The organism is Rhodoferax sp. GW821-FHT02C08, assembly GCF_059421805.1.
In genome coordinates this window covers 146,838-159,510 of record NZ_JBWKVR010000006.1, presented here as the reverse complement: position 1 = coordinate 159,510, position 12,673 = coordinate 146,838, and the positions used below count along the sequence as shown (strand labels likewise).

Genomic DNA, 12,673 nt, shown 5'->3' with positions numbered 1-12,673 from the left:
AATAGCCCGGCACAATTGTCAGCAATATGCAATTATTTATTCACATATAAGCCATGCAAAAAGCACAAACCGCTTGTCTTGTATGGCTGCCGGCGGACCATCGCGGCCGTGATAGTGGCTCTGCCGATCTGCCTTATTTGATGTTGGGCGAGAAGTACGCAACCGCCTGCAAATTTGGTGCCCATGCCCAGCCCGTGATCTTCCCCCTGGTGCAGAGCAGCCAGATTGCCAGCCTGCTGGAATGGGTGGACGGCGTGATGTTGACCGGCTCGCCGTCCAATGTGCATCCCTCGCATTTCGACGAATCTGTGTTGGACCCCAGCTTGCCGCTGGATGTAGAACGCGACAGCTTGACGCTACCCTTGATCCAGGCGTGTATCCAGCAAGGCGTGCCCTTGTTGGGCATTTGCAGGGGCTTTCAGGAAATCAACGTGGCGCTGGGTGGCTCGCTGCACCAAAAGGTACATGGTGTCGCGGGCTTGATGGACCACACCGAGCCCGAGGAAGATCCGCTGGACTTGCAGTACGCGCCCAGACATGTGGTGCGCTTTGCCCCCGGCAGTGCATTCACCGAATGGGCCGGTGGAGACACCGCCATGGTGAACTCCTTGCATGGCCAGGGCATTCACAAACTGGCGCCAGGTCTGGAGCCGCTGGGTTGGGCCGAAGACGGGCTGGTGGAGGCGTTTGGTGTGCAAGGTGCGCCGGCTTTTGCCTACGCCGTGCAGTGGCATCCCGAGTGGAAGTTTGCCGAGAACCCGTTTTACACCGCCATATTGAATGCATTCGGTGAGGCCTGCCAGGCCCGCCACACCGCGCGCTTGGCTGGCGCGTCGAACTAAAAGAGGAGATAGATATGGACCAACGCAAAGCAATGAGCTTCAACGATCTGGAGCTGTGGCTGAACGAGCGCAGAGTCACCGAGGTGGAATGTCTGGTACCCGACTTGACCGGGGTGGCCCGCGGCAAGATTTTGCCGCGCGAGAAGTTCACCGAAGACCGCGGCATGCGCATTCCCCAGGCGATTGTGGCCATGGGTGTGACGGGCGAATTTCCCGAGCAAGGCCCCTACTACGACGTGATTGATCCGACGGATCGGGACATGCATCTGCAGCCGGACGAAGCCACGGTGCGCATCGTGCCCTGGGCTACGGACCCCACGGCGCAGGTAATCCATGACTGCTATGACCGCGACGGCAAGCTGGTGCCGTTTGCGCCGCGCAGTGTGTTGCGCCGCATCTGCGACCTGTATGCCGCCGAGGGGCTGGACCCGGTGGTGGCGCCAGAGTTGGAGTTTTATCTGGTGGCCCGCAATACCGATCCGAATACTGTCTTGCGCCCCCCGATTGGCCGCAGCGGCCGGGCAGAAACCTCGCGCCAGTCTTACAGCATCGACGCGGTGAACGAGTTCGACCCGCTGTTTGAAGAAATGTACGACTACTGCGAGAAGATGGAGCTGAACGTAGACACCTTGATCCATGAGGCGGGTGCCGGGCAAATGGAGATCAATTTCTTCCACGCCCATCCGTTGGGATTGGCGGACGAGGTTTTCTTCTTCAAGCGCATGGCCCGCGAGGTGGCCTTGCGCCACGACATGTACTGCACCTTTATGGCCAAGCCGATTGCCGGCGAGCCGGGTAGTGCCATGCACGTGCACCAGAGCATTCTCAATGTCGCTACTGGCAAGAATATCTTCAGTAACGAAGACGGCACGCCGTCGGAAGCTTTCTTCCATTACATCGGCGGCTTGCAGCGCTACATACCTGCAGCCATGGCCCTGGTGGCGCCCTATGTGAACAGCTACCGCCGTCTGTCGCGCAATACGGCTGCACCCATCAACATCGAGTGGGGCTTTGATAACCGTACCGTTGGCATCCGCTCCCCCATTTCGACGCCGGCTGCACGGCGCGTGGAAAACCGGGTGATCGGCGTGGACGCGAACCCGTATGTGGCCATGGCCATGACTTTGGCCTGCGGCTATCTGGGCATGAAGAAGAAGATCAAACCCAAGGCCGAGATGAAGGGCGACGCCTATCTGGCGCCGTATTCATTGCCCCGCAGCCTGGGCGAGGCGCTGGACTTGCTGCGCAATGAGCCAGACCTGCACGAGGTGCTGGGCAAGGAGTTCATCACCGTCTACACCGAGGTCAAAGACCTGGAATTCGAAGAGTTCATGAAAGTGATTTCTCCATGGGAGCGAGAGCACCTGCTGTTGCACGTTTGATGTGCATGGCTGGTATGGCTGTGTCAGGCCAGCCGTAATTGGTTAACGCATTGATTTGATTTGGAGTTACGCAAATGAATTCACCCATGAACTTCATGTCCCCGCCCGCGATTGTTCGCCGTGAAAGCGTGTTGGATACCAAGGCCATACAGGCCATGGACAGCGCGCATTACATGCACCCCTTTACCGACCACCAGGACCTGGCCACCCGTGGCTCACGTGTGATCACTAAGGCCGATGGTATTTACGTGTGGGACTCCGAGGGAAACAAGATACTGGATGCCATGAGCGGACTGTGGTGCGTCAGCGCCGGCTACGGACGCACCGAGTTGGCCCAGGCTGCCTACCAGCAGATGATGGAGCTGCCGTTCTACAACAGCTTCTTCCAGACCACCAATGTGCCGGCGACCCAGCTGGCCGCCAAGTTGTCCACCCTGGCCAAGCCTGTGGGTGACCGGCGGTTTGACCACGTGTTTTTCTCCAGCAGCGGTAGCGAAAGCAATGACACCAATGTGCGCATGGTGCGGCGCTACTGGGATCTGCTGGACCAACCCCAGCGCAAGGTGATCATCAGCCGCAAGAATGCTTACCACGGCAGCACCATGGCGGGGGCGTCGCTCGGCGGCATGTCTGGCATGCATGCACAGGGGGACTTGCCGATTCCAAACATCACCCATATCGAGCAGCCTTACTTTTTTGAGAATGCGCTGCCCGGTGAAACCCAAGAGGCTTTTGGTCTACGCGCGGCCGGCTGGCTGGAGGAAAAAATATTAGAAGTAGGACCGGACAAGGTGGCAGCCTTCATTGGAGAGCCGGTGCAGGGTGCTGGCGGCGTGATCATTCCGCCAGACAGTTACTGGCCCGAAATCCAGCGCATTGTCGATAAATACGGCATCTTGCTGGTCAGCGATGAGGTGATTTGCGCTTTTGGCCGTCTGGGCTACTGGTTTGCTTACGAAAAGTTTGGCTATAAGCCCGACCTGGTGACTTTCGCCAAAGGCGTGACCAGCGGCTATATCCCGCTGGGTGGTGTGATGGTGGGGAACCGCGTTGCCAAGGTGCTGATTGAAAAGGGCGGCGAGTTCAACCATGGCTACACCTATAGCGGTCACCCCGTGGCTTGTGCGGTGGCTTTGGCCAATATTGCACTGATGGAGCGCGAGAACCTAGTCGGCCGCGTCCAGACCGATGTTGGCCCATATCTTGCAGAAAAATTTAAAGCCTTGGGTGGTCATCCCTTGGTTGGTGTGGCGGAAACCTGTGGCTTTACCGCAGGTTTGATTCTGGTCAAGAACAAGGCAACGCAGGAGCTGTTTGGCGAGGATTTGGCGGTTGGCATGGTGTGCCGCCGGCATTGCTTCGCGAACGGTTTGATTATGCGGGCCGTCGGCGACCGGATGATCATTGCGCCTCCGCTGACCATGACCCATGCCCAGATTGACGAGATGGTGGAGTTGATCACGCGTTGCCTGGATTTGACCTACGCAGAGCTGAAAGACAAAAAGCTATTGGCGTAGCGAGCGGCAGGCAGGCTGCTTTCATTGCCGGACTGTTACTGTTGCGTAAAGTTTCTCGTTTTCTTGCCAGTGTCATTCATCATCATGATTTGTTTCATGCTTTTACATTGTTCTTTTGTCATCAGGAGATAAATATGCAATTGGGTTTGAAAAAACGGGGGCTTAGCCGACTCATGTATGGCCTGTTTGCGGTGGGGGCGCTGGTGGGCGCTGCCGCAAACGTGCATGCTGCAGATGAAAAGGTGCTCAACATCTACAACTGGTCTGACTACATTGGCGACGACACCATCGCCAACTTTGAAAAGGAGACCGGCATCAAGGTGCGCTACGACACCTTTGACAGTAACGAAACCTTGCATGCCAAGATGGTGGCCGGTAAAACCGGTTATGACATCGTGGTGCCCTCATCGCACTGGGCCAAGATCCAGGCCCAGGGTGGCCTTTTGACCAAGCTCGACAAAAGCAAGATCACGACCTACGCCAATCTGGACCCCTACGTGATGAAGCAGCTGGCGGAGATGGACCCTGGCAACCAGTACACGGTTCCGTGGGCCTGGGGTATCACCACGATAGGCGTCAACGAAACCAAACTCAAAGCGGCGCTAGGCAACTTGCCCTGGCCCGACAACGCCTGGGACCTGCTCTTTAAGCCAGAGTACGCAGCCAAGGCCAAGTCTTGCGGCGTGTCCGTGCTGGATTCGGGCGACGAACTGTTCCCCGCTGCACTGCACTATCTGGGCAAACCATCCTTCAGCAAGAACTCTGCGGACTACCAGGAAGCCGCCGAGCTGTTGAAGAAAATCCGACCCAGCATCACGCTGTTCTCTTCTTCGGGTTACATCAATGACCTAGCAGGTGGCTCCTTGTGTCTGGTGATGGGTTGGAACGGCGACATCAGCATCGCCCAGGCCCGTGCAAACGAAGCCAAGAATGGCAATGTCATCAAGTCCTTGGTGCCCAAATCTGGCGCTGTTCTGTTCTTTGACACCATGGCCATTCCTGCTGATGCGCCGCACGCTGAGAATGCCTACAAATGGATCAGCTATATATATCGACCTGAAGTCAACGCTGGCATCGTCAACAAGGTGCTGTATGCCAACCCCGTGCCCAGCGCACTCAAGTTCGTCAAGCCAGAGGTTGCCAGCAACAAGTCGGTTTTCATGGCGCAGGATGACTTGGCACGGATGGTGCCGCCGGATGCAGTCAACAGCGACGTACGTAGACTACGTACGCGTTTGTACACCTCCATAAAAACCGGGTTGTAGGCGCGAGCGAAAACCATTGGAGCACGCCAGCTCCAATGGTTCAAAACAATAATTGACAGAGGCTTTCATATGTCGAATCCAGAGTTGGGTGCCGCTGGTGCAGCCCACGATAAGAGTTTCTTGCGCATCGATCGCTTGACCAAGCGCTTCGATGAAGCAACTGCCGTAGACAATGTTTCACTGGACATCGAGAAGGGCGAAATTTTTGCCTTGTTGGGTTCATCTGGCTGCGGCAAGTCCACGCTGTTGCGCATGCTGGCAGGGTTTGAGACGCCCACTTCTGGTCATATCTTGTTGGCGGGTTCCGACATCGTCTCCATGCCGGCATATGAACGGCCCATCAACATGATGTTCCAGTCCTATGCCTTGTTTCCCCACTTGACAGTGTGGGACAACATTGCCTTTGGTCTGAAGCGTGACAGCTTGCCAAAGAGCGAAATCAATGAGCGTGTGGATGCCATGCTCAATATCGTCAAGCTCAAGTCCTACGCCAAACGTAAGCCGCACCAGCTTTCTGGCGGCCAGCAGCAGCGGGTGGCATTGGCCCGTTGCCTGGCCAAGAGCCCGAAGCTATTGCTGTTGGACGAACCCTTGGGTGCGCTGGACCGCAAGCTGCGTGAACAAACCCAGTTTGAGCTGCACAGCATCATCAAACGCGTGGGCGTGACCTGCGTGCTGGTCACCCATGACCAGGAAGAAGCCATGACCATGGCCGACCGCATTGCCGTCATGAGCGAGGGCCAGTTCAAGCAAGTGGGGCGGCCTAGTGAAATTTACGAAACCCCTAGCTGCCGCTTCGTGGCTGACTTCATCGGCAACGTGAACTTGTTCGATGGCAAGCTGGAGATTGATGAGCCAGACCACTGCGTGGTGGGCTCCGAGCATGGTAGCTTCTACGTGAACCATGGGGTGACGGGTACGCTGGGCATGCCGGCTACCGTGGCTGTGCGTCCGGAAAAAGTCAGCCTGCAGCGTGACCCGCCAGCCGATGCGCAACACAACTGCCTGCGCGGTGAAATTGCCGACAACGGGTATTTCGGCAGCTTCTCTCTCTATCGCATGAACTTGGCGGGTGGCAAGAAGTTGCAGATCCAGATCACCCATGGTCAGCGCCACGGTGAGCTGTTCCAGCGTGGCGAGACGGTATACGCCACATTCGCACCAGATGCTCTGGTAGTGTTGACAAGCTGAGCACAGGGTACTCCCACCATGAGCAGCTTATCCAACAACCGTTACCTGCGCGCCTTGTCGCAGGGGTGGGGCAAGCGCAGCGTGATCGGCGTGCCCTACAGCTTCTTGATACTGTTTTTCACGGTGCCATTTTTCGTGGTGTTGAAGATCAGTGTCTCGGACTCCGATGGCGTGCACTATGCCGATTTGACGAGTTATGTCGACGGGATGTTGACGCTGCGCCTCAAGCTGTCCAACTATGTGTTTTTGACGACGGACCCGCTTTACGTTCAGACCTATCTGTCGTCAATACGGTTTGCTCTGATCAATACATTCTGGTGTCTGTTGGTGGGGTACCCGTTTGCGTATTTCATGGTGCGCTCGCCGGTGAGCATGCGACCCGCGCTGCTGATGCTGGTGTCGCTGCCGTTTTGGACGTCGTATCTGCTGCGTGTGTATGCCTGGAAGGGATTGTTGGATGACCACGGTGTGTTCAACAACATACTGATGGCCATACATGCGATCGACGAACCGATCAAGATGATGCACACCGGATTTTCCATGACTATCGGCATGGTCTACACCTACCTGCCGTTCATGATTCTTCCGCTGTATGCAAGCCTAGTAAAGATGGACCTGCGTTTGCTGGAGGCGGCCAAAGATCTGGGGGCTACACCCTGGAAGGCGTTCTGGCTGATTACCGTGCCTTTGTCCAAGAACGGCATCATCGCTGGCGCCATGTTGGTATTTATCCCGAGCGTGGGTGAATACGTGATCCCGGAATTACTGGGCGGTCCTTCGACGCTGATGATTGGGCGCGTCTTGTGGGACGAGTTCTTCAGTAACAACGACTGGGCAATGGCTTCTGCGGTGGCAGTCACCATGGTGGTGTTGATCCTGATTCCGCTCGCGATTCTCAACAAATACCAAGCCGATTCCGGCGGTGTGAGAGGAAACTGAACATGGACTCGCGTATAGGAAGATTCTGGCTGGGGGCAGGGTATTTGTTCCTCTACCTACCCATCGTCACGCTGATCGTTTTCTCGTTCAACGATTCGAAGATGGTCACCCTCTGGGGCGGCTTTACCTTCAAGTGGTATGGGGTGATCACGCACGATACTGAGGTCATTGACGGCTTTTTGCTGTCACTCAAGATTGGGCTTTTGACGGCCACGGCGTCGGTGGTGTTTGGCACCTTGGCCGCGTTCACTATGGTGCGCTACAAGAAGTTTTTTGGCCGCACGGCTTTCAATGCCCATATCAATGCACCTCTGGTTGTGCCCGAAGTCATTACTGGCCTGTCTCTGCTGCTGTTCTTCGTCATGTGCGAGCGCATGTTTGGCATGCCAGAACGCGGCATCTTCACCATTTGGGTGGGGCATACGTCGATTGGTTTGTCCTATGCGGCTGTCGTGATCCAGTCGCGCTTGCTGGAAATGGACCGCTCTCTGGAGGAAGCCGCTGTGGATCTGGGCTGCAAGCCGTTCCAGGTGTTTTACCTGATCACCCTGCCCATGATTGCGCCGTCGCTAATGTCCGCCTGGTTGCTGACATTCACGATTTCGCTGGATGACGTGGTTTCCACCGCCTTCTTGTCCGGCCCTGGATCGACCACCTTGCCCATTGTGATTTTGTCCCGGGCGCGCCTGGGCCTGAATCCTACGGTGAACGCGATTGCCACCATCACCGTTGCCGTGGTGTCGGTGGGGGTGTTGGCAGGCAGCTTGTGGATGAGCCGCAAGGAGCGTCAACGCGCTGCAGAGCAAGCCGCGGCGTATCGAGAGGGCCAGACCGTCGCTGCTTGAGGATTGATTGTTTGATGTAACCCATGGAGATGGAGATCCGATGATGAAACTGAAACAAACTGCGTTAGCTGTATCTCTGGTTTTTCCCATACTGGCCAGCGCCCAGTCGAATGCTGATCTGCAACGCCAAATTGATGCACTTCAGCTGCAGATTAAGCAGTTGACCGAGGCGTTGAAAGGTGCTGCGCCGGCGTCGGCTCCCGTGCAAGCCGCGCAGACATCAGCGGTAGATCCGGATGAGTTCAACCGCATCAAGACCAAGGTGGAGGCTATGGAGGACCAGTCGGAAGTGGCTGGTTTCAAAGGCCTACGTATCAGCGGCGGAATTGATCCGACCTATATTTACAACCGCAACAAGCAATCAAGCTCGTTTGCGTTCTTGAATAATTTTGGTGATGTGAATGGCAGTGGCGAGGTGTACTCCTATGACAACTCGTTCTTTGGTTTGGCCTACTTGGACATCCAGAAGGAAATGGACGACGGCGGTACCCGGTTCCGTTTGACCTTGGCGCCTAGCAAATCAGCTGGGGCGGGTTTCAATTTCGGCAATATCGTGCACGAAGCGTCGGTATCCATCCCGATCGACGGCCCTTCCACCCGATTGCTGGTGGGGCAAATGCCGGATGTATCGGGCTACCAACCCTTCTTCAATAGCTTTGTGGGCGCCAATAGCCTGTCTTCCAACTTACTGTACCCAGGCTATGCCGAGTATTTCGTGACCAAGAACTTGCTGTTTGATTTCACTGCCGCGACAGCGTATACCGGCGTGGGTCTGGACTTGGTGCGAGGTCCGTGGGACACCAAGCTGTTCTTGGCCAACTTCAACTCGGCGCGCAATGACGTGAGCGGCAGCAGCACATCGTCTTCTCGTCTTCCTTCCTTCATCTACAACGCAACCTATGCCAAGGATGAGTTCTGGGGGGTGGAATTCACGGGCTACGAGGGCAAGGTGACCAATCCCAATTCGTCTTTGACTGGTACACCCTCCGCGACCCGTTTGGACCAGTTCGAGATCGACGGTTGGTGGACGCGTGGTGACATCAACACCAATCTGCAGCTGACCCTTGGGCGTCAGCAACTTGCAGCCTTCAATGGGGGGGATTCCCAGTGGTACGGCATGTCCTACATGTTGTCCAAGAAGGTGGGGCCTGCCTGGACATTTGCGGGCCGCTTTGACTACCTGAACAACCAGAAGAATGGTGGCGGAACGCCGAACGTATTTGCAAATGATCCCTCAGGCGCTGGCGTTGCCGTGGGCGACTTCTACAACGGATTTGGCCCAGGAGATCCAACGGACCCCAACTACGACCCGAGCAAGGGTTCAAACCGTTTCTCTGTGACCGGTGCCGCTACTTACCGGTTGACTCGCAATGTGGCCTTCCGTGGCGAACTGCGATTTGATCATGCGACCAAGCCATCTTTTTACCAATGGTCGGACGGCACCTACCGCAAGAGCAACACCACGATCGGCTTGCAAACTATCGTGAACTTCTGACCGCGCGCCTTTGGGGCGGGGTAAAGCTTTGATCCGGATTTGATCGAATACGGGAATCGCTCATGGCTTGAGAATTTTTGATTCCCGTATTTTTCAGTCCAGGAAATGAGGCTATGCAGACTTTGACCCGACCCGCCTTTGACGGCCGTGCGCTTATCAACGGCCGACGCGTAGCGTCCCGTAGTGGCGCGACCTTTGCTTGCATCTCACCGGTGGATGGTGCGGTGCTGACCGAGGTGGCCCGCTGTGAGGCTGCCGACATCGACGCCGCCGTGGCAGCCGCACGCACCGCGTTCGAAGACCGCCGCTGGTCCGGCATGGCACCGGCCAAGCGCAAGAAGGTGATGACACGCTTCGCCGACCTGGTGCTGGCCAATGCCCAGGAGTTGGCCTTGACTGAGACTTTAGACATGGGCAAGCCGCTGCGCTATGCCCAGGCCGTGGACGTCAACAGCGCGGCCAACTGTCTGCGCTGGTATGGCGAGGCGGTGGATAAGGTGTATGACGAAATTGCCCCCACGGCCGACACGGCGCTGGCCCTCATCACGCGTGAGCCGGTCGGCGTGGTCGGGGTTATCGTGCCCTGGAACTACCCCATGATCATGGCCGCCTGGAAGATTGCTCCGGCCCTGGCTGCGGGCAACTCTGTGGTGCTCAAGCCCAGCGAGAAATCCCCCTTGACTGCGCTGCGCCTGGGCGACCTGGCGCTGGAGGCCGGCATACCCGCCGGCGTGTTCAACGTAGTGCCGGGCTACGGGCCGGAAGCCGGTTCGCCGCTGGCCCTGCACATGGACGTGGATTGCATTGCCTTTACCGGCTCCACCGCCGTGGGCAAGAAGATCCACGTCATGGCCGGCCAAAGCAATCTGAAGCGCGCCTGGACCGAGCTGGGCGGCAAGTCGCCCAATATCGTGTTCGCCGATTGTCCGAATCTGGACCGCGCGGTGGAAGCCGCCGTAGGCAGCATCTTCTTCAACCAGGGCCAGAGTTGCAACGCACCTTCGCGCTTGTTTGTGGAAGCCAGCATCAAGGATGCTTTCCTGGAAAAAGCGTTGGCCCTGCTGCCCCAGTACGCCCCCCGCAACCCCTTGGAGCCGGACACCATCATGGGTGCCCTGGTGGACACTGTGCAGATGAACAATGTACTGCGGTATATCGAGCTGGGCAAGTCCGAAGGTGCCAAGCTGCTGGCCGGTGGCGAACAGGCCCTGACTGAGACTGGCGGCTGCTATGTGCAGGCCACTGTGTTTGATGGTGTGCGCAACGATATGACGATTGCACGCGAAGAAATCTTCGGCCCGGTGCTGTCTGTGCTGTCTTTCACCGATACCGCCGAAGTGGTGCGCCAGGCCAACCAGACCATCTACGGCCTGCAGGCCGGCGTCTGGACCAGTGACCTGAACAAGGCCCACGGCGTGGCACGCGCTCTGCGCGCCGGCACGGTGCACGTCAACCAGTATGACGAGGACGACATCACCGTGCCGTTTGGTGGCTTCAAGCAAAGCGGGGTGGGGCGCGACAAGTCGCTGCACGCCTTCGACAAATACACCGAGTGCAAGACGACGTGGATCCGTATCGATAGCCCGGTCTGATCCCATGGGCGATACGACCGCGACGCTAGAGGCCATGCAGCAATCGCTGCAGGCCCAGGGCATACACAGCATCTTGGTGCAGTTTGCCGACATCCATGGTGTGGCCAAGGGCAAACTGGTGCCGGTGGAGCATCTGCGCCAATGGGTGGAGGTGGGTGCCGGTTTTGCCGGGCCCAGTATCTGGGGCACGGGCTTGCCGCGTCTAGGCCCGCGCAGCGAGTACTACGCACGCATGGGTCTGGAGCATGTGCGGCCCCTGCCTTTCATGCCCGGTGTGGCCCATGCGGTCGCAGATGGCTTTGCCGGCGGCGAGCCGCTGGACACCTGTTCCCGCCAGCTGCTGAAGAGGCAACTGGCACGCTTGAAAGAGCGAGGCTGGACGCTCTGGGTGGGCATAGAGCCCGAGTTCTTTTTGTTGCGCAAGGACGCGCAGGGCATATGGCGTGTGGGCGATGCGCTCGACACCCTGGACAAGCCCTCCTACGACCTGAAGGCGCTGCAGCGCAACCAGGCCTATCTGGACGATATGCGCCAAACCCTGGTGGCGTTGGGCTTCCAGCTGGAGCAGATAGACCACGAAGACGCGACCGGGCAGTACGAGATCAACTACCGGTTCGACGACGCCCTGGCCGCTGCAGACCGCTACATGCTGTTCAAGCTGGCAGCCCATGCGGTGGCGCAAAAACACGGGCTGCATTTCAGCTGTATGCCCAAGCCGTTGGCGCATGCGCCCGGCAGCGGCTTGCATATGCATCTGAGCATCACCGATGCCCAGGGCCAGTCGGTGTTTGCCCAGGGCGCCGACCCGCTGGGGCTGAGCGCCGGGGGCTACAGTTTTATTGCCGGTCTGTTGCACCATGCGGACGCGCTGGCGGCGCTGTGCGCACCCACCGTGAACAGCTACAAGCGTTTGGCTGCCAGCCACAGTGCATCGGGCACCACCTGGGCGCCGGTGTGGAAGGCCTATGGCGAGAACAACCGTACCTGCCTGGCGCGCACAGTGGCCGGGCGCATTGAGTGGCGCTTGCCAGACCCGTCCTGCAATGTGTATGCGGCAGTGGCCGCGACCTTGGCGGCTGGTCTGGATGGCCTGGACCAGCAGATGCGGGCGCCCGAGCCTTGTTCTGTCGATTTGTATGCCCAGCAGGTCCAACATCCGGACGCCATGCCTGCCCGTTTGCCGCGCGACCTGTGTTCGGCATTGGCCGCGCTGGAAGTAGACGCGGTGTTGCGCCAAAGCCTGGGCGACTCGTTCTGCCGGCAGTTTCTGGCACTCAAAACCGCTGAATGGGACGCGTATGCCGGTTACGTCAGCGCCTGGGAGTTGGAGCGTTACGCTGACGGATATTGAGCTACAGGGTTTTGAATAAAAAGAGCTGCTAGCGCAGGTGTTAACTGCGCTGGCAGCTCTTTTTTTTGATAGCAAATCAGTGCGCGCTCAATTCACGTAAAAATGCTTCGAACACGTCCAGCCAAGCGCTAAGCGTCGCAATGGCCTGTGAATGGCCCAATATGGCGCCGGTATCACCCAAGCAAAAGTCGCTGTAGGCCAGGCTATCCGCACAGATCAGGTGCACGTTCTGGGCCCGTTGTGTATCTAGTGCA

Annotated in this window: 10 protein-coding genes; all 10 read left to right on the top strand. The window is 57.8% G+C overall.

Annotation, left to right across the window (positions count from 1 at the left end; translation table 11 throughout):
- Positions 1–53: 53 nt before the first annotated feature.
- The 10 genes from AC07VY_RS09670 (at position 54) to glnT (ending at position 12,419) form a co-directional block, all read left to right on the top strand.
- Positions 54–842: a gamma-glutamyl-gamma-aminobutyrate hydrolase family protein gene (locus tag AC07VY_RS09670; RefSeq protein ID WP_495076651.1), complete on the top strand. Its 789-nt coding sequence runs from the start codon at positions 54–56 to the stop codon at positions 840–842.
- 14 nt (positions 843–856) lie between these two features.
- The gene (locus tag AC07VY_RS09665; RefSeq protein WP_495076650.1) at positions 857–2,224 is read left to right on the top strand and encodes a glutamine synthetase family protein; all 1,368 of its coding nucleotides are present in this window, start codon (positions 857–859) and stop codon (positions 2,222–2,224) included.
- Between the two features lie 86 nt (positions 2,225–2,310).
- Entirely contained in the window at positions 2,311–3,741 is a 1,431-nt protein-coding gene (locus AC07VY_RS09660; RefSeq protein WP_495097242.1) for an aspartate aminotransferase family protein, read from the top strand.
- Between the two features lie 134 nt (positions 3,742–3,875).
- Positions 3,876–5,006: an extracellular solute-binding protein gene (locus tag AC07VY_RS09655; protein WP_495097241.1), complete on the top strand. Its 1,131-nt coding sequence runs from the start codon at positions 3,876–3,878 to the stop codon at positions 5,004–5,006.
- Positions 5,007–5,075: 69 nt separating this feature from the next.
- Positions 5,076–6,197, top strand: coding sequence for an ABC transporter ATP-binding protein (locus AC07VY_RS09650; protein WP_495097240.1), 1,122 nt, complete (start codon positions 5,076–5,078; stop codon positions 6,195–6,197).
- Positions 6,198–6,215: 18 nt separating this feature from the next.
- Positions 6,216–7,136: an ABC transporter permease subunit gene (locus tag AC07VY_RS09645; RefSeq protein WP_495097239.1), complete on the top strand. Its 921-nt coding sequence runs from the start codon at positions 6,216–6,218 to the stop codon at positions 7,134–7,136.
- 2 nt (positions 7,137–7,138) lie between these two features.
- Positions 7,139–7,981, top strand: a complete 843-nt coding sequence (locus AC07VY_RS09640; protein ID WP_495097238.1) for an ABC transporter permease — start codon at positions 7,139–7,141, stop codon at positions 7,979–7,981.
- Positions 7,982–7,988: 7 nt separating this feature from the next.
- Entirely contained in the window at positions 7,989–9,476 is a 1,488-nt protein-coding gene (locus AC07VY_RS09635) for a DUF3138 family protein (protein WP_495119485.1), read from the top strand.
- 113 nt (positions 9,477–9,589) lie between these two features.
- A complete protein-coding gene (locus tag AC07VY_RS09630) occupies positions 9,590–11,068 on the top strand; it encodes an aldehyde dehydrogenase (protein ID WP_495097236.1) in 1,479 nt (492 codons plus the stop codon).
- A 4-nt stretch (positions 11,069–11,072) separates the two neighbouring features.
- Positions 11,073–12,419, top strand: a complete 1,347-nt coding sequence (gene glnT, locus AC07VY_RS09625; protein ID WP_495097235.1) for a type III glutamate--ammonia ligase — start codon at positions 11,073–11,075, stop codon at positions 12,417–12,419.
- The last annotated feature ends 254 nt before the right edge of the window (positions 12,420–12,673 follow it).

What these genes read in the sequence shown, in the direction of transcription:
- AC07VY_RS09630 (WP_495097236.1), top strand. Translation starts at nt 9,590, where the DNA reads ATGCAGACTTTGACCCGACCCGCCTTTGACGGCCGTGCGCTTATCAAC.
- glnT (WP_495097235.1), top strand. Translation starts at nt 11,073, where the DNA reads ATGGGCGATACGACCGCGACGCTAGAGGCCATGCAGCAATCGCTGCAG.
- AC07VY_RS09650 (WP_495097240.1), top strand. Translation starts at nt 5,076, where the DNA reads ATGTCGAATCCAGAGTTGGGTGCCGCTGGTGCAGCCCACGATAAGAGT.
- AC07VY_RS09655 (WP_495097241.1), top strand. Translation starts at nt 3,876, where the DNA reads ATGCAATTGGGTTTGAAAAAACGGGGGCTTAGCCGACTCATGTATGGC.
- AC07VY_RS09640 (WP_495097238.1), top strand. Translation starts at nt 7,139, where the DNA reads ATGGACTCGCGTATAGGAAGATTCTGGCTGGGGGCAGGGTATTTGTTC.
- AC07VY_RS09660 (WP_495097242.1), top strand. Translation starts at nt 2,311, where the DNA reads ATGAACTTCATGTCCCCGCCCGCGATTGTTCGCCGTGAAAGCGTGTTG.
- AC07VY_RS09645 (WP_495097239.1), top strand. Translation starts at nt 6,216, where the DNA reads ATGAGCAGCTTATCCAACAACCGTTACCTGCGCGCCTTGTCGCAGGGG.
- AC07VY_RS09670 (WP_495076651.1), top strand. Translation starts at nt 54, where the DNA reads ATGCAAAAAGCACAAACCGCTTGTCTTGTATGGCTGCCGGCGGACCAT.
- AC07VY_RS09665 (WP_495076650.1), top strand. Translation starts at nt 857, where the DNA reads ATGGACCAACGCAAAGCAATGAGCTTCAACGATCTGGAGCTGTGGCTG.